Source organism: Gilliamella sp. B3817 (assembly GCF_026536705.1).
GTDB lineage: Bacteria > Pseudomonadota > Gammaproteobacteria > Enterobacterales > Orbaceae > Gilliamella > Gilliamella apicola_I.
The window spans coordinates 12,963-31,223 of sequence record NZ_JAFNNV010000012.1 but is presented as its reverse complement, the minus strand read 5'-3'; the positions used below and the strand labels follow the sequence as shown (position 1 = coordinate 31,223).

The 18,261-nt window shown below is 31.5% G+C and carries 15 protein-coding genes and 3 tRNA genes; 9 read left to right on the top strand and 9 right to left on the bottom strand.

Translation table 11 applies throughout. From position 1 onward, the window contains the following. Positions 1 to 247: 247 nt before the first annotated feature. The 3 genes from J3U36_RS10890 to J3U36_RS10880 form a co-directional block, all read right to left on the bottom strand. The gene (locus J3U36_RS10890) at positions 248 to 2,038 is read right to left on the bottom strand and encodes a DUF262 domain-containing protein (protein ID WP_267380047.1); all 1,791 of its coding nucleotides are present in this window, start codon (positions 2,036 to 2,038) and stop codon (positions 248 to 250) included. 31 nt (positions 2,039 to 2,069) lie between these two features. After that, positions 2,070 to 3,989 (bottom strand): DUF262 domain-containing protein, encoded by a 1,920-nt coding sequence (locus J3U36_RS10885; RefSeq protein WP_267380049.1) that lies wholly within the window; start codon positions 3,987 to 3,989, stop codon positions 2,070 to 2,072. Between the two features lie 1,234 nt (positions 3,990 to 5,223). Continuing rightward, positions 5,224 to 5,299: transfer RNA gene (locus J3U36_RS10880), tRNA-Phe, on the bottom strand. A gap of 157 nt (positions 5,300 to 5,456) precedes the next feature. Between J3U36_RS10880 and J3U36_RS10875 the strand changes: the two genes are divergently transcribed. The 3 genes from J3U36_RS10875 (at position 5,457) to groL (ending at position 8,025) form a co-directional block, all read left to right on the top strand. Next, the gene (locus J3U36_RS10875) at positions 5,457 to 5,894 is read left to right on the top strand and encodes an FxsA family protein (protein ID WP_267380051.1); all 438 of its coding nucleotides are present in this window, start codon (positions 5,457 to 5,459) and stop codon (positions 5,892 to 5,894) included. A gap of 146 nt (positions 5,895 to 6,040) precedes the next feature. Further along, entirely contained in the window at positions 6,041 to 6,334 is a 294-nt protein-coding gene (locus J3U36_RS10870) for a co-chaperone GroES (protein WP_034915350.1), read from the top strand. Between the two features lie 47 nt (positions 6,335 to 6,381). Further along, entirely contained in the window at positions 6,382 to 8,025 is a 1,644-nt protein-coding gene (gene groL / locus J3U36_RS10865) for a chaperonin GroEL (RefSeq protein ID WP_267380053.1), read from the top strand. Positions 8,026 to 8,222: 197 nt separating this feature from the next. Here the strand turns inward: groL and J3U36_RS10860 are convergent, their stop codons facing one another. Genes J3U36_RS10860 through J3U36_RS10850 form a run of 3 tightly spaced genes read right to left on the bottom strand, consistent with a single transcriptional unit; the run spans position 8,223 to position 10,685 of the window. Continuing rightward, positions 8,223 to 8,798 carry a manganese efflux pump MntP family protein gene (locus tag J3U36_RS10860; RefSeq protein ID WP_267380055.1) on the bottom strand — a complete coding sequence of 192 codons (576 nt, stop codon included), beginning with the start codon at positions 8,796 to 8,798 and terminating at the stop codon, positions 8,223 to 8,225. A 59-nt stretch (positions 8,799 to 8,857) separates the two neighbouring features. Further along, positions 8,858 to 9,472 (bottom strand): hypothetical protein, encoded by a 615-nt coding sequence (locus J3U36_RS10855; RefSeq protein ID WP_267380057.1) that lies wholly within the window; start codon positions 9,470 to 9,472, stop codon positions 8,858 to 8,860. 31 nt (positions 9,473 to 9,503) lie between these two features. Further along, on the bottom strand, positions 9,504 to 10,685 hold the full coding sequence (locus J3U36_RS10850; protein WP_267380059.1) for a bifunctional tRNA (adenosine(37)-C2)-methyltransferase TrmG/ribosomal RNA large subunit methyltransferase RlmN: 1,182 nt from the start codon (positions 10,683 to 10,685) through the stop codon (positions 9,504 to 9,506). A 91-nt stretch (positions 10,686 to 10,776) separates the two neighbouring features. Between J3U36_RS10850 and J3U36_RS10845 the strand changes: the two genes are divergently transcribed. Continuing rightward, positions 10,777 to 11,523 (top strand): M15 family metallopeptidase, encoded by a 747-nt coding sequence (locus J3U36_RS10845; protein ID WP_267350023.1) that lies wholly within the window; start codon positions 10,777 to 10,779, stop codon positions 11,521 to 11,523. Between the two features lie 25 nt (positions 11,524 to 11,548). Here J3U36_RS10845 and J3U36_RS10840 read toward each other — a convergent pair whose 3' ends face one another. Next, the gene (locus J3U36_RS10840) at positions 11,549 to 12,850 is read right to left on the bottom strand and encodes an ATP-binding protein (RefSeq protein ID WP_267350021.1); all 1,302 of its coding nucleotides are present in this window, start codon (positions 12,848 to 12,850) and stop codon (positions 11,549 to 11,551) included. Between the two features lie 18 nt (positions 12,851 to 12,868). Continuing rightward, positions 12,869 to 13,549, bottom strand: a complete 681-nt coding sequence (locus J3U36_RS10835) for a response regulator transcription factor (RefSeq protein WP_065558131.1) — start codon at positions 13,547 to 13,549, stop codon at positions 12,869 to 12,871. A 333-nt stretch (positions 13,550 to 13,882) separates the two neighbouring features. On the opposite strand from J3U36_RS10835, the gene J3U36_RS10830 reads away from it, so the two are divergent. From J3U36_RS10830 to J3U36_RS10820, 3 genes are all read left to right on the top strand, one after another. Next, on the top strand, positions 13,883 to 15,187 hold the full coding sequence (locus J3U36_RS10830; RefSeq protein WP_267380061.1) for a serine dehydratase subunit alpha family protein: 1,305 nt from the start codon (positions 13,883 to 13,885) through the stop codon (positions 15,185 to 15,187). A 124-nt stretch (positions 15,188 to 15,311) separates the two neighbouring features. Next, positions 15,312 to 15,387 (top strand) — tRNA-His (locus J3U36_RS10825). Between the two features lie 26 nt (positions 15,388 to 15,413). Beyond that, positions 15,414 to 15,490 (top strand) — tRNA-Pro (locus J3U36_RS10820). Positions 15,491 to 15,586: 96 nt separating this feature from the next. Here J3U36_RS10820 and J3U36_RS10815 read toward each other — a convergent pair. Then, positions 15,587 to 16,447, bottom strand: a complete 861-nt coding sequence (locus J3U36_RS10815) for a hypothetical protein (protein ID WP_267380009.1) — start codon at positions 16,445 to 16,447, stop codon at positions 15,587 to 15,589. Between the two features lie 403 nt (positions 16,448 to 16,850). On the opposite strand from J3U36_RS10815, the gene J3U36_RS10810 reads away from it, so the two are divergent. Then, the gene (locus tag J3U36_RS10810) at positions 16,851 to 17,573 is read left to right on the top strand and encodes a GntR family transcriptional regulator (protein ID WP_267380012.1); all 723 of its coding nucleotides are present in this window, start codon (positions 16,851 to 16,853) and stop codon (positions 17,571 to 17,573) included. Then, positions 17,570 to 18,253, top strand: a complete 684-nt coding sequence (locus tag J3U36_RS10805; RefSeq protein ID WP_267350013.1) for a GntR family transcriptional regulator — start codon at positions 17,570 to 17,572, stop codon at positions 18,251 to 18,253. Before J3U36_RS10810 ends, J3U36_RS10805 begins: the two co-directional genes overlap by 4 nt. Positions 18,254 to 18,261 lie beyond the last annotated feature (8 nt).

Here is an 18,261-nt window from a genome sequence, read left to right as displayed (position 1 = left end):
ATAATGCTTTAAAAAATATTTTTATTACATTAAAAAAAGTTAATGCTTATCTTTTCAACCTTTTTATTGAAATAGATATATCAAGTGATTAAATTATTATCTGATTTATTTCTTATTACATAGAAATAAATGTATAAAGACCTTTTTAATTTATTATACCCAAATATTAAATAATAAAATAGAAAATATATATAGCTTAATTTTTTTATTTGGGTTGTTTATCAACTCTTTATCAACATATAACTTTTTAAAAAGAAAAAACTTTACAACTATAATTTATATATAGTTCTGTTAATTCATCGATTTCTTCTTTAGTCCAATCTTTTTTAGTTAATAAGTGTTTATGAATCCCTATACCTGTATTTTTAAAGTTTTCCTTTTTTCCAGAAAAAGATTTATTATCATTTTTCGCATTTCTATTTATATCCAATAATGCAATATTTCCTATATGATTTTTCATGGTTTCCAAAACATTATTTCGATCTCCCTCTTTAGCATTATATGGATAAAGATGTTCTAAAGTAGTTTGACTAAACTCAAAAATTCGGCTTCTATCTTCTTTTTTTATTCTATTTTTTCTCGAACCAATACCTCCACTATTAACCCATTGCCAATTTTCTTCTAATGTAATTAATAAATATTTAAGGGGTTTATTATCTCCTTTTCTGTTATATCTCAGTGCTCTAATTCCATTAGAAAAATGTATATTTTCAGAATCCTTTAACTCAATAATGTTTTTATATTGGTTTAGTAAATAGTCGATAGTATAATTTTCTTTATTGGTATAAATATGAAAAGCAATTTTCGAATATAATGATGAAAAGACCGCTGCATGCAAGCCACTGATAACCTTATAGCGTATAAAAAATTTGCATGTTTCACTTACTAAAAGTTTAAATTCATTTTCTTTTGAAAAACTAGCAGCAAGCAAAACAGGCATAATATGTGTATGTTGTAATTTTTTTATTAACCACTCTAACTTACTTTTATACCAAGATTGATCATTTGAGCTAGAGTCATCGTAAGTCCACTCTGCATTAGATAATAAATTCAATTTTTCAGTACATTCTCTAAGAAAGGAAACACGATTGGCCATTTCAGTAATATCTAAATCTTGAGTAAAATATTTTTCCTTAAATTGTTGTAAAACAGTTGAGGTAGTTATATGTTCACCTGTAAACATAATAATAGACCACCTTAAATAATTACTCACTGTTTTAGAATCGTAACCTAAAATGGAATCCCAATCGTTAGACATTTGCTGAACTAGTGCTTTTCCCTCATCATAATTACCCAAGGTGTGTGCTTTTAATAATTCTCCTTCAGTTAAATTAATTCCGCGATCATTAAGAACCATAAATAATTTATAAGCATCATCAATATTTGTTGTAATAATATGAATCAATAAAAAAGACTCATCAAAAATTTTGATAATTTCATCGATAATGTCAAATTGCTTCTCAATACTTTTGTCAGAAAACAGGTCGACGGTGATAAACCTTTTGAATTCTTTTTTTGCTTCTAATATTAATTTATGTGAATCTCTTTCTGGAGTTGGGTTATTAGCTCCTTTAATAGTCATAAGAAAAAAGTTTTTATCTGCATTGCCTATTTCTATTCTGTCATATATTTTGGTTTCTCTATGGTTTCGTTCCTGATAGAAAAAGTATTTATTAATATCTGATAATAAACTATCTTTGAAGTTAGTATCTTCTCCTTGATAATCTAAAGATTCTAAATACTCTTTTATAACAGAAAAAAATAAAACAATTGTAGACAAGCGTTGTTGACCATCGACTAATAAATTTTTAATTTTCCTTTTCCCTACTCCTTCTTTTTGGGCACAAACAATGCTACCAAAAAAATGTTCACATGATTGTCTATTTTCTTTACAATATATAGCCTCTTCAATATCTTTACAGAATTGAGAAATTTGTTCAGATTCCCAAGAGTAATCTCTTTGATATTTTGGTGTATAAAAAACGTTATCTTCTTTAAATAACTCGCCAAATGATTTGTATTGAGGGGTTACTTTCATATAACTTATCCTTATAATTCATATAATTTTTTTATTCATATTCTTCTATATCATCATGACAATCAGCAACTAAGTTTAATGCGTCTTCGAAATAAATATTAAAATTTTTACATTTGGGTACAAACTCTTTATATGATTCGGGAATATTAATTATTCCATTATCATTTTTTAGAGGGATAGACCAGCGTTCAATAGAAAATTTTATCATGTCTAATTCCCTTTTTAGGATTTCACTTTCTTTCCATGTAGAACCATCTGTATATTTTTTTATTTCTTTCTCGGAATTAGTCGCATTTTTATAATTGTAAGAATAAGAACCATTAGGATCATCTAATTTTAATTTAATTGATTTTCTTCCTAATTCCTGGTTGCCTTTTGTGATAACCAAGTTTCCCAAGCGATGAACATATTGTTCTGCTTTTAACTCATCAGGCCAATGGCTTTCCCACCAATCAGCATCTCTATGAGATTGTGGTAAGATATGTTCTATTGATTCTTTTTTATCCTCATCAGCCCTTGCCCAAGGAATAGGTTTAACAGATCGAGACGATAGACCAATTTCTAATTCATATAAAAAATAATATAATAAGTTAATGCTGGATTTATAATTTATTTCACCTGATAATAATTTAGAAACAGAATCTGAAAGGTTTGCACTTTGATTTAATAGATAGCCGATTTGAGATATAATATAGATAGTAGTTTTATTTTTTTTCAGAATTTTATTGGCTAACTCTAAAATTGCTTTTGAATTTTTATCTACCCTATATCGAAGTAATCCATGCATTCTGAATGTATATATTTCACAAGCTCGACAGATATTTTCAAAATCGTTTTTGCTCAAATTATTAGCATATAACAAATATGCTGATGTAATAATTTTTCTTGTAATGCCTTGCAATCCCAAATTATCTAATCTGTCTAGCCAAACGCCTGATTCTTTTGAACATAGTTGACCGTAAAATTTTTCTTTATATTTTGAGTTAATAAAACCAAAAGCTTCAGAATAATTAATCCAATGTTCTATAAACCCTTTGAAACTTATTTCCTTTTGTGTGTTCTCTCCTTCTAGAAGAATTCGATATTCATTGACAAAATTATTATGAACTTCATTTGTCCCAATACTATAACCATGATAAATAGAAAATAACTCCGATATGAAAGAATTTTCATTATTTCTAGAGCTAACCCCAAATTTTTCCAAATTAGAAATGGCTCGAAACCAGTTTTCGTCGGCAGATATTTTTATACTTCGTTTTTCGCAAATCAAAATACAAAAATTTTTTATTTTATCAAATTCAGATAAAGGTAATCCTCTTGAATTTATAGCATCAAATGTTAGATATCTATCAATACTAGCATCAGCAAGATCGACACTAATTATCTGAATTTGATGACATACTTTATTTCTTAACTTTATTAATTCTTCTCTTGTTTGAATTAAGTTTACTATTTCTGCGATCTGAATTTTTGCATTTTCTAAACATCGCATAGGAGAAATTTTTTCTGCTGGAAGAGAAGGATATCCTAGTAAATAATGACTTAAAGATTCATTTAAAACTCTATTTTCATTTTCGATTCTAAGTTTTTCTGACCCATCACTGTAAACAATTAAACTTTTCAACTTTTCAGACTCAACCGTTTCTCTTTGATCTAATTCAAGAAATCGTCTTCTTAACTCATTAATAATTAATAAAAAAGTAGTTAATCTTTGTTGACCATCTTCTAAAATAAAACGAAATGTAGGCATGTGGGTTATTTCATCTGAGAAAGCGCCATCTTTTGTATTTATTTTTGTATAAATTATAGTACCTAAATAATGAGCTTTATTTCCCATTAATTCTAGATCACTAAAAAGATCTAGAATTTCTTTTTTCGTCCAACTATAACCTCTTTGGTTTTTGGGAATTTTATATACTCTTCCACTAAACATTGTTTCTAAACTATTCATTTATAGTCCTTTTACTTATCAACTTTTATACCGTCCAGTAATTAAAATATGGTAAAATTATTTTTAAGTTCAATTTTTTTATAATAGTTTTTTTAACAAAAAAAATACAGTTTAAATACAAAAAATTAATTAAAATATTATAAAATTTTCATAATATGAATTAAAATAAAGTTTTCAGATGACATAACTTAAAAAATTGTACATAATTTTTTACATTACTAATTAATCATTCAAAATATTTGTAACGACATACAATACTCTTCAGCTATCATTTTTCCATCATTACTAAAATAAAATTCATTTCATTGGATGAAACGCCACTCTTACTTATATTTTTCATAATATAAGTTATTAACCGATTTACCTGATTTTTTAGATCAAATTAATATTAGCAGTAGTCAATTAAAGTTTATAATTAATGGCATCATATAAATCTTGTATGTAATCTAAGTTATCTGTAGGTAAATAAAATTAGCTGCAGAATTTAATAAATTTACTTCAAGATATTAAAAGGTTTGTTATAAATTTCGATTTCTAAACAAATCTATTTTTTAAGCTTACATGCAAAATTGTTTAAATTATAAAATTAATATATTCAGTAATATAATTGGATATCAGTAAATACTAATGAGTTAATACTACTAAAATAACTTTTCATAATTTACTTTGAGTTTTGCTGATTAGTATAAAATATTGTTCTAATGGTTTAGGAACAGTCTTTAGTTCAATTCATATCTTGTGGCTAAAGAATCGATTTAACTTATAATTAGATATCATTTTTTAACGTAAAGGTGACAAAGTTAATTTTTGATCACATACCTATCAATCCCACTATTATTATCTCCTAAATAATAGGAGTTTAAATGATTAGTTTTAATATTTTAATTGATTAAGCTATTAGAGGAATCAAGATGAAAAATATTTTTGAACATTGATATAAAAGTGGTACCTATTAAGCTTTTTAGCTATTGCCTGATAAAAATTTAGTAATTAGTTTATACTTTAGCTTCGTTTATTACGTCATTACAAGGTTTAGTGAGACGAAGAAATTTTAATTAATTTATAAGAGTACAAAACTATTTATCAATTATTACTGTGATTTTATTGATGTATTTTTATTCAAAATGATTTTTGTTTTTCCATTTACAAAAATTAAACATTCAAACAAGTGGAAATGCTTATGAAAAGACTTTAAACACAAAAAAACCAGCTTTCGCTGGTGTTCTTTTAGAATTGGTGCCCGGACGCGGAATCGAACCACGGACACGGGGATTTTCAATCCCCTGCTCTACCGACTGAGCTATCCGGGCAACAATGGAGGTGTATTAAACACGATCTGTGATAATTCGTCAATTCTTTTTGTGATATATTTTTTAAAAAATAGTTTGTTTGGTTGAAAAATAACTTATTGGCTTTATATTATTACTAATATCTAACAATATCACATTATTTTAAGGGAATTGTTACATGCGATATTTCTTGTGTATTCTTTTTTTCATTTATGCTTATTTCGAAATTAGTTTTTTCATAAAGGTTGCTGATTCAATTGGAGTATTCCTTGCTCTAATTTGTATTATTGCTACTTCCTTTATTGGGTTTTCTTTAGTTAAAACACAAGGTTTAAAGAATTTTAGTATTATGCGACAAAAAATGGCTAATCATCAAAGTTTGAAAAACGAAGTAATTAAAAATGTCGCTTTGCTATTTGCTGGTTTTTTCCTGCTGATTCCGGGATTTTTGACTGATATATTAGGAGTGATTTTATTAATTCCTTACGTACAAAATTATTTAGTGAAATTAATTGTAAAAAAAATGCCTATTCAATCTAGCGTTGATTCATCAAGATCCTTTAATCAATCTGATGAGATTATTGAAGGAGAATTTATTCGGAAAGATGATGAATAAATAATCAATTGGTCATTTTTTTGAAATTCCTCACTTGAAGAATATAAAAAAGACCCCCATGTAAACTTCACTACATTTTAAAATCATAATTTTATGATTTATTTTTAATTATCATCTATTTAAATATTAGTGCTAGGAGATAACTAATGAAAATTCGTCCATTGCATGATCGTGTGATCATTAAACGTAAAGAAGTGGAATCAAAATCAGCTGGCGGTATTGTTTTAACAGGTTCAGCTGCAGGTAAATCAACACGTGGTGAAGTTTTAGCTGTTGGTAATGGTCGCATTTTAGAAAATGGTCAAGTACAACCGCTAGATGTTAAAGTTGGTGATATCGTAATTTTCAATGAAGGATATGGCGTTAAAACAGAAAAAATCGATAATGAAGAAGTGCTTATCCTGTCTGAAAGCGATATTTTAGCTATTGTACAAGCATAACTGGCAACTAATTTAAATTATATACAGAATTTAGGAGAAATACGAAGATGGCCGCTAAAGATGTAAAATTTGGTAATGACGCTCGCGTTAAAATGCTTCAAGGCGTGAATGTATTAGCTGATGCAGTAAAAGTGACTTTGGGTCCTAAAGGGCGTAACGTCGTTTTAGATAAATCATTTGGTGCTCCAACTATCACTAAAGATGGTGTTTCAGTTGCTCGTGAAATCGAATTAGAAGATAAATTCGAAAATATGGGTGCACAAATGGTTAAAGAAGTTGCATCGAAAGCAAATGATGCTGCTGGTGATGGTACAACAACGGCAACTGTGCTTGCTCAAGCTATTGTTAACGAAGGCTTGAAAGCAGTGGCTGCAGGAATGAATCCAATGGATTTAAAACGTGGTATCGATAAAGCAGTCGTTGCAGCTGTTGAAGAGCTTAAAAAATTATCAGCTCCATGTGCAGATTCTAAAGCAATTGCACAAGTTGGTACTATTTCTGCTAACTCAGATGAAACTGTGGGTACTTTAATTGCACAAGCAATGGAAAAAGTAGGTAAAGAAGGTGTTATCACTGTTGAAGACGGCACAGGTTTACAAGACGAACTTGATGTGGTTGAAGGTATGCAGTTTGATCGTGGTTATTTATCACCTTATTTCATCAATAAACCAGAAACAGCAACGGTTGAATTAGATAGTCCATATATTTTATTAGTTGATAAAAAAATCTCTAATATCCGTGAATTATTACCGGTATTAGAAGCGGTTGCAAAAGCGGGTAAATCACTATTAATTATTGCTGAAGATGTTGAAGGTGAAGCATTAGCAACATTAGTGGTAAATACTATGCGTGGTATTGTTAAAGTTGCAGCAGTAAAAGCACCAGGCTTTGGTGACCGTCGTAAAGCAATGTTACAAGATATCGCTATTTTAACAGCTGGTACTGTCATTTCTGAAGAAATTGGTTTAGAGCTTGAAAAAGCAACATTAGAAGATTTAGGTCAAGCTAAACGTGTTGTTATCAACAAAGACAATACCACTATCATCGATGGTGTGGGTGAAGAGTCTTTAATTAATGCTCGTGTTGAACAAATTCGTAAACAAATTGAAGAATCAACTTCTGATTACGATAAAGAAAAACTTCAAGAACGTGTGGCTAAATTAGCTGGCGGTGTTGCAGTAATTAAAGTTGGTGCAGCAACAGAAGTTGAAATGAAAGAGAAAAAAGCACGTGTAGAAGATGCATTACATGCAACTCGTGCTGCTGTTGAAGAAGGTGTTGTTGCCGGTGGTGGTGTAGCGTTAGTTCGTGCTGCTTCAGCGATTGCTGAGCTAAAAGGTGTGAATGAAGATCAAAACGTAGGTATCAAAGTTGCACTTCGTGCAATGGAAGCACCATTACGTCAAATCGTCACTAACTGTGGTGAAGAAGCATCTGTTGTTGTTAACGCAGTTAAAGGTGGTAAAGGTAACTATGGTTACAATGCTTCAACTGAAGAGTATGGTGATATGATTGCAATGGGTATTTTAGATCCAACTAAAGTAACTCGTAGTGCATTACAATATGCTGCATCTGTTGCTGGTCTTATGATCACAACTGAATGTATGGTTACTGATTTACCTAAAGATGATAAAGCTGATTTAGGTGCTGCTGGTATGGGCGGCATGGGTGGTATGGGCGGAATGATGTAATTCTTTCCTTACACACAAACTAAATATTTGAAAAAACTATCCGTTTACGCGGGTAGTTTTTTTATATTCACAAATCAATTTTTTCCCTTTATCATTTTTTATCAAAAAAACTTTTTTCTTTGACAAGTTTGAATAAATTAACAAATTAAAATTAAATGTATGTTGGAATATGAAAAAGAGTATTGAATTTTGCGAATTTAATTTGAAAGATGCTGATAAAGTGTTATTACGCCAATCGCAATTAACACCAATCCGCCTAAAATCTCGGCTTGTTTTCCGATAAAACAACCAATTTTTTTTCCTAATAATAAACCTATAGTTACCATGACACAGGTTGCTAATCCAATCATGCTTGCTGCAATATAAATATTAACACTAGCTAATGCTAAACTAATTCCAACAGCAAATGCATCCAAGCTGGTAGAAATAGCGGTAAAAATTAAGATAAGAAAAGATTTTTTGGAAGAAGCTATTTCTTTTTCTGAAAAATCTTCATCGCCATCTTTAAAACTATTATAAATCATGCTAATGCCTAAAAATAACATGACAGCAAATACTACCCAGTGATCCCAACGCTCTATATAGTGCAGTGTCAAAATGCCTATGAGCCAACCTAGCAATGGTGTGATTGCTTCAACGACACCAAATAAAATACCAACTTTTAAGGCGCCAATAAAGGGAGTCGATTTAAATGAAATTCCACGACAAACAGCAACCGCAAAAGCATCTGTAGACATTGCCATTGCTAATAAAAATATCGTCAAAAAACTCATGACATATGCTCTTGTTTATAATTATTGGGATACCCGATTATTTAATATTGGGTTGTACTTTATTGTTTAACAACTGATAATAAATAACTCGTTATTCTTTTATCACCTTTATTTTGATAAAGATCAGCTGTTTTTAAAACCGTTTCACGACGTTTTGCATCATATTGAAAAAGTTGTTTAAACATTAAGTCAGCTGTTTTTTTATCATCATTTTGGATTGCACAATATCCATATTGTTCATAGGTATCGGCTTTCCAATTATGGCGATCGTATTCAAGGCTTTTTTCAAACTCCTTTTGTGCTTCCTGATAACGTCCAAGACCACATAAAAAAGATCCATAATGTACATGATATAAGCCATTACCTGGTTGCATAAGGGTAATGCGTTTATAAATCATTTCTGCTTCATTGTATTCACCAACGTGCTGATCAAACATTGCCATAGCTAGCATAATTTGTGGGTTATTAGGTGAATATTGATTTGCTAATTTGAGATTATAGTGTGCAGCTTTAATGTTATCTTCCGATTCATTTGCTTTGCTTAGATATCCTAATCCTAATTGCATTCTTGCAAAAGCTGCCGCTTCGGGATCGAACTCTTCGTTACCACTTATTTGGCAACCTGATAGTGTTAATAATGCTAAACAGCTTAGTAATATGAGTATTTTTTTCATCAACTATTCCTTTATTAATTTACCTTGATCGTTATGCTGTTTGTTTAATGAGATTTTGCTTTTTATATAAAGTCCGTTTAGTACGATCAACGACGTCACCGGCCAACTGACCGCAAGCCGCATCAATATCATCGCCACGTGTTTTACGAACAATCACTGTAAATCCATATCCCATTAACGTTTTCATAAAACGATCGATACGTGTGTTTGAGCATTTTGAAAAAGGAGCACCAGGGAATGGGTTCCAAGGTATTAAATTGATTTTACTTGGAACGTTTTTTAAAAATTTAGCAAGTTCATGAGCATGTTCAACACTATCATTGATTTGATTAAGTAATACATATTCAATCGTTACTTTTCCATGATTAGCGTTTGATGTCGACAGATAACGTAAAATTGAGTCGCGTAACATTGCCATATTATATTTTTGATTAATTGGCATAATTTCGCTACGTATATTATCATTTGGCGCATGCAATGAAATAGCTAAGGCGACATCAATCATACCTGCTAATTTATCTAAAGCAGGAACAACACCAGAAGTCGATAGGGTTACTCGTCTTTTTGATAAGCCATAACCAAAATCATCTAACATGATTTCCATTGCTGGTACGACATTCGATAAATTGAGTAAAGGCTCTCCCATACCCATCATGACCACATTAGTAATAGGTCTATCTGCTAATTTACCGGTTACACCAATGACTTTCGATGCTCGCCATACTTGACCTATAATTTCAGATACCGTTAAGTTACGATTAAAGCCTTGTTGTGCGGTTGAACAGAATTTGCACGCTAAAGCACAGCCAACTTGTGATGAAACACAGAGGGTTGCACGATCTCTTTCTGGAATATAAACAGATTCAATCATCTGGTTATCACCAACATCTAACGCCCATTTTATTGTACCATCGGATGAGCGCTGTTCCATTGCAATTACTGGTGCTTTAATTTCAGCGATTAATTTTAGATGTTCACGTAACTTTTTGTTGATATCGGTCATCTGATCAAAATCATCTATCCCAAAATGATAGATCCATTTCATGACTTGATCGGCTCTAAATGGTTTTTCGCCCAATGAAATAAAAAACTCTCTCAATTGTTGACGAGTAAAATCAAGTAAATTTATTTTTTCACTTTTAGGATTAGTTGTATTAAGATTGGATGCATCTGCACAATTAACAGACGTATTTGGTGTAGCAGGTGTTAACATATGGCCTCGTTTTTACACATTATGGCTATTTAAAAATTTAAGGAAAGGATTATACTGTTTTTCCCTTTATATGGCTAATAGAATATTAATAATGAAAACAAATTCAGCAAAATATATCCATATTTTCTGTTTAACATTAACCCTATTTTTATATTCAACGTTTACTATGGCACAACCTATACCTTTTAACAAACTAATTGGACAGTTTGATGAAAAGATTGACAATAATTTTGTCGCATTAGATTCTACCATGTTACCTGTCAATAAAAAGGGCATGTATCTTCAAAAGGAACCCACTCAGCAGCTTATAAAAGCTTATCAAGCTTTTAAAAAAGCACATCCTGATATTCCGTTTATTATCGTAAGTGCTACACGTAATTACACCTATCAAAACTCAATTTGGCAGCGTAAATGGGATAAATTGTCCAATCAGTTTAATGATCCAGAACAAATTGCTGAAGAAATACTAAAATATTCATCAATGCCTGGTACATCTCGTCATCATTGGGGAACGGATATCGATATTACCAGTGTTTCATCAGATTATTTCAAAAATGATAAAAAGGGTAGAATTTTATATCAATGGCTTCAGGACAATTTACCTAAGTATGGCTTTTGCCAAGCGTTTAACGAAGGAAGAAATGGAGGCTATCAGCCAGAAGAGTGGCATTGGTCCTATAAGCCTATCGCTAGCCAATATATAGCACAATATAAAACACTATTAGAAAATGAACCAAGCACCATCACACAAGTCTTGAATTTCATCGGTCACGATAAAATTGATTTAGAAAGATTAGTGAAAGAATTTGTCTTAACGGTTAATACTGATTGCTATTAATCCGTAAATGAATATGCATGGTTGATTAATGCTTTCGCCAATAAGGTAAGCGAATTGTCACCGTAAGTCCACCATGGTCACGGTTTGTTGCTTGAATAGTGCCATTATGCATGGTGAACGTCTTTCTGGCTATTGCAAGACCAAGACCGTAACCCTTACCTAATTGAGGCGATTGAATGCGAACAAACGGTTCAAAAATACTCGATAGTTTATTTGGATCGACACCAGGACCACGATCTTTAACTTCAATTTGTAGGTATTTACCGACTTCTTTTAAAGATACATTAACTTCTTGTCCCGGCTTTGAAAAACGAATTGCATTACGAATAATATTTTCAACTGCACGGCGAATTTGTTCCGAGTTACCTTTAACAATAGAATGAATAATCGCTGATGAAATGAAGTGAACATTTATCGATTGGTGATTCGCTTCATAATTTGCATCATTAATGACCACACGCAATAAATCTTTTAGATCAAAATATTCATCTGTGCGATTATTCATTTCAGCACGTGAATAATTTAATATTTCACCAATAAGTTGATCTAATCGTTCAGATTCTAATTCTATTCTTGCTAATGCAGTATCAATATTTTGCTTATTTTGTTGAGCTAATCCGATGGCTAATTGTAAGCGAGCAAGTGGCGTTCTAAGCTCATGTGATACATCATGCAAAAGAGCTTGGCGGTCTGAGATTAAAATATTGAGTTGTTCAACCATCATATCAAAATCTTTGCCTAATTCGCTAAGCTCATCATGGCGTGGTTTAAGTTTATTGAATAATCTAACCGAGAGATCACCTTGAGAAACTCTGAAAAAGCCTTGCCTTAATAGTTTCATTGGTCTGGTTAAGTTCCAAGCCAAAAAGAGACTAAAGACTAATCCCACACAAATTCCCATTAACACAATTGGCATTGGCATATTAAACAGGGCTTTTTTGACTTGATCGTCTTTGTCTTTATCTTCCCTAAATGAAACCGCATAAAGCGTTCCATCAGGCGCAACTGCTGTGCGTTGATAAATATAATTTGGCGGTTCTAATTCATCCGTAATGATATTGATTTGATCGTTTTGAGGAGAAATCAATTTTATTGATAATAAAACTCGCTCGCGTTCAGGCAGATGAGCAACAAAATTTAACGTTTCATTTTCACCTGCTACATGTAATAATTGAGCGATCATATCGACTTTTGTCGGCATATGATTGAGAAATCGTTGGTTTTTATTTTCTATATAATAAGAAAATGCAATCCAGGTTAACTGAAAAGTAAGATAGAAAATCACCCAAAATATAATGAGTATTTTCCAAAATAATCGACGATTCATCTCAAGCCTATTATCACATTAACGGATTCGGTAACCAACAGCTCGAATAGTTTCAATAGTTACTACATTTTGAGCAACTTGATGAAGTTTTTGGCGAATATTACTGATATGCACATCGACGCTACGATCATAAAGTTCACGAGCTCGACCAAGACCTATTTCAGATAACTCTTCTTTAGTGACCACGCGCTCACTGTGTTTTACCAATAATACTAATAAATTAAACTCGGTTGATGTCAAATCTATCACTTGGCCATTCCAAGTGCATAAACGTTGCGGTAAATCTAATACTAAGCCATTAAAATGGTATTTTTTATCATCGACCAACTCAACAGAACGTTCATCAAAACGACGTAAAACAGCACGCAGTCTTGCTAATAATTCGCGTGGATAACAAGGTTTTGGAATATAATCATCTGCGCCCAATTCTAACCCTAAAACACGATCAATATTATCGCCTTTAGCGGTTAACATAATAACAGGCATATTACATTGCTGACGAATACTTTTAAGAACATCAATTCCATTAATATCGGGTAACATTACATCCAAGATTGCAGCTCGATATTTGCCTGATAAGGCTTCTTCAATACCATCTTTACCTAAATAAACACTTTTGATATTAAAGCCTTCATTAGTCAGATACTCACTTAGCATCTGTGATAATTCAATATCATCATCAATTAATAAAATATTTATCATAATCGCCATTATTATATAATTATAGGTAGTTATATTATTGCAATAATAAAAAAAATGTCAGGTAATTTTACTAAAATATTACATATTTTGAACGATTGCTGTTTATTTAATTTACTACCTAATTGTTTAAAAAATGTTAGTTTAGCTATAGCTTTAATCAAAATTTAAATGAAATTGAATAACACTTTATTTTGATTAATCTAATTTGCTATAAAATTGCACTATTATATAGAGATTGTGTCATATCATCATTCAAATATAGCTTAAGATATAATAAAATATTGATAAATAAATTGTTAAATTTTCAACTAATAACATTAAGATTGATGAATGGAAGAATCTAAACAGCAAACACAATGGCAAGCATTAATTCAATTAATAAAACATGAAGTTTTACCAACACTTGGTTGCACTGAACCTATTTCTTTGGCATTTGCTTCAGCGGTTGCTTGTCAATATCTTGACAAAAATAACATAAAAAAAATTGAAGCTTATGTTTCGCCAAATTTAATGAAAAACGGAATGGGTGTCACTGTTCCTGGTACCGGTATGGTTGGCTTACCTATTGCTGCTGCGATTGGTGCAATAGGCGGTGATGCAGATGCTGGGCTTGAAGTGTTAAAAAACATCACTTCAGCGCAAATTATACAAGCAAAAGAAATGCTCACTAATGGTAAGGTACGTGTTCAAATTGCAGATAATCATAAAGCAATTTATGCAGAGTCTAATGTTTACACTGAAACAGATCATGTCAAAGTCTGTATTGAAAACACGCATACTCATTTGATATTAATTGAAAAAAATGGTGATCTTCTTTACCAAACCGATTCAGTTAATCAAGCGTTATCTCACGATGATCTTATAATAAAACAAATGACGGTTAGATTAATCTATGAATTTGCCACCTATGCTAATTTTGACGATATAAAATTTATTTTAGAGGCAGCAAAATTAAACGATGCTTTATCTGAAGAAGGATTAAAACAGGCTTATGGTCTAAGTATTGCGACCACTTTACGTGAGCATACTAAAAATGGATTAATGGCAGATGATTTATTATCTAAAGTAATTATTCGTACAACTGCAGCATCTGATGCTCGAATGGGCGGCGCAACATTGCCTGCGATGAGCAATTCAGGTTCAGGCAATCAAGGTATTACAGCGACCATGCCTGTAGTTGTGGTGGCTGAACATTTAAATGTCACGCAAGAGCAATTAGCCAGAGCGCTTATTCTATCGCATACCATTGCAATTTATATACATAGTAAATATCCGCCGTTATCTGCGCTTTGTGCCGCTTCAACCGCTGCTATGGGGGCAGCGGCAGGAATGGCATGGTTACTAGGCAAAGGTGAGTATGAACCGGTAGATATGGCAATTTGTAGTATGATTGGTGATTTATCAGGTATTATTTGTGATGGCGCATCGAATAGTTGTGCTATGAAAGTTTCGACATCCGTATCCTCTGCCTATAAAGCGGTATTAATGGCTTTGAGTCGTATTCGGGTGACGGGTAAGGAAGGGATTGTGTGTGATAGTGTTGAAACATCAATTAATAATTTAGGGGCAATTGTCAGTAACAGCATGAAAGCTACCGACACACAAATTATTCATATTATGTCTCACAAAGCATAAATTTTTCAAATATTCTATTGCGTTAAACACTGTTGCGGTTTTTATATAACCAATTGGTAAGTTTTTTTAAAAATATACTGGACAATATTATTTTTTATGCGTAATATTTCGTCCTACTTCAGCGGTGGCTATAGCTCAGTTGGTAGAGCCCTGGATTGTGATTCCAGTTGTCGTGGGTTCGAGTCCCATTAGCCACCCCATTTATGCCATGCATAAATAAATCTAACGGCGAGTAGCGCAGCTTGGTAGCGCAACTGGTTTGGGACCAGTGGGTCGGAGGTTCGAATCCTCTCTCGCCGACCAATTTAGATATAAAAACCGACTTATTTAAGTGGGTTTTTTTATTATCTGCGTTTTAGTAAAATAAGGACTAATATGCGGTTTTCGTCCAATAATAGATTAATTACTCGATTCTGTTTTAAACGGTTTAATCCATAATTTTTTATTTTTGAAATCTATTTTAATTAAATGACTTTGTAGTACATCAATACCTAAAAGCCCATCTGATTGGAATTCAGGTGGAAGAGAATCGAGAATAATCGCTTCCACTTTATCCGATGAAACGTAGCTCACACCAAGTTCAACAAATTGATAATCACTATTTTCATCCTTAATTTTAATTGATTGAGGTGAAAGGGATTGAGCTTTAATCATAGATAAGCTTGCTCCGGTATCTAATATCATTTGGTAATTTTTATAATCATCTGACATTTCAATAACTAAACCTTCATCCATTAAACGGAAAGGTAATTCAACCCATGTGTTATCTAAACTTAAATTTATATCGTCTGAAATAATAATTTCACTTTTAGGAAAATTTAAGGTTAAAACATATTGATCAAATAAACCTAATCCAATAGCAGGGAAATCATCACTTTCTTCTTTTTCATTGTTACTTGATATGGCTAAACCCCATGGTTTATATTCAATAACATTAACTTTTTTAAATATTAGCGAATTGATGACTAAATTATTCGCAATAAAAGATCTTGTTATATTTATATTACCTGATAAATCAATACTTTTTTTGTTTTCAGAAAGTTCAATTTTATCAACGATATTATTAATAAAATCTAATGGTAAATATAATCCTTCTTTACCACCTGTGTCTAAGGTAACCTCAATATCTTTACCATCAATGTTTAAGTTCAGATGAGGAATATTAAGCTTTCCATCAAAATTTATTTTCCAAACAAACTCATCACTTTTGGCTAATGCACTAAATAAACATAGAATTAAGAAAATTATTTTTTTAATCATCCTTTTCCCCTTATTAAAGCAATGATAAAACAGATTATCCTATCGGCATATTTTATAATGTTAAAAAATAGTCATTTCTGCACAAAATTCTTCATCATACTTATGTTTATATAATAAATTCATGAACTTTATAACACAATCATTTCTATTTATTATTTAAAGTATCACCTATCTCATCTTAATTATCCGTAGTTTTTCAATTTTAATGATTCAACATATTCGTTAATGCATATTACGAGTTATTATCTTGATTTTATGTCGATAATAAAAAATATTGTGATCATGACAACACTTTTGGTACTTAAAATTGACGGCATGTATTTTTTTAGATAATTTTTAATCAGTAATTGGTTGTTAAAGATATATCTATTGGATAAAAAAGCCCAAATAGGGAGCGTGATCTTTGGAATACCGTGATATTGCAGTCAAGACAGAAGTCGAAGAACAAATTAAAGCAAATCCTAAAATTATCAGTCAAATAAAGACAGAAAGAGGGCTTGCCGAATATTTTAGGGTAAGTCGAACGACAGTTAGAAGAGCATTAAATGATTTAAGGATGGAAGGTAATGTTTTTCAGGAAGATCACCATTTCCCTAATCATACTGTCTTTGAAATGAATATGCTAAAAATGTCTTCGTTTACTGAAGAGTGCCAAAAAGAAGATGATGTTCATATTAAAATTAAAGTACTCTCCAATGATATCATCCCTATGCCTGCCGAATTAAAGACCTTTTTTAAATCAAATCAGCAATTAATCAGAATAGTAAGACAACGTTTATTGAATGAATCTCCGTTATCTTATGAAATCAGTTATCTTTCTTCCCAAAAATTTAAAGATTTAGCCAAACAAGATTTGAATGATGTTTCCCTTTATGAATATTTAAAAACACATTTTCATGTTATACCCAGTCATGGTCGAGAAGAGATCGCATACGAAGTCGCTCTCGACGATAAAGCCAAATATTTAGCAATTACTGAAGGCACACCTATCTATAAAGTATCAAGTTACAGTTATGATCATGACTTTGAACCGTTTGAACACACCGACCAGTACTTAATTGGTAATCGATTTAAATATCACTTATCTGCAAAAAATATCTTTAATTATCAGGAAGAATATAAATGAAGTTATTTGAAAAATTAGCACTCCAATTAATGGAGCAGATAAGTACAGGACAATATAGTGTGGGTGCAGAGTTACCGCCAGAAGGTCAGCTGCAAAAAGATTATGAAGTCAGTCGAACCACAGTCCGTAAAGCGATTGATCGTTTAGTTGAAAAAAATATGGTAGTCAGAAAGAAAGGGGTTGGATTATTTGTCGCTCCTACACTTTCAACTCAAACGATTTTAGAAATGACAGGCATAATTAAACCTCAAGCTTATTCAAATCATAAAAAGCAGATCAAAGAAGCCTATCTCAGGCAAGCAGGTTGTTATTACAGCCAATTATTAAAAATAAAATCAACGGAACTTATCTACTTTATTGGTTTTTTGGAGATAGCAACAAATAGCGTAACGAAAACCATTTTTTTGCTACCGTTAACTAATTTTCCAGACTTTCAGCTTTCCATTATCAAGGTACTATCAGCACTTGAAATCATTAATTCGGGAAAGAAAAAAGTCGATAAATTAGAGCAAGATTTGCAATTGATGGTAGCCAATGCTGAACTTTCCAAACAATTACGTATCAATATTAACGCCCCATTTTTTAAAATAACTAATCACTATTTTGATATTAATAACGAACCGATTGCGCTTGAGTACAAGTTTGCTAGTAATACTAAATATGTGGTCGATTTCACCTAGGAGGTATA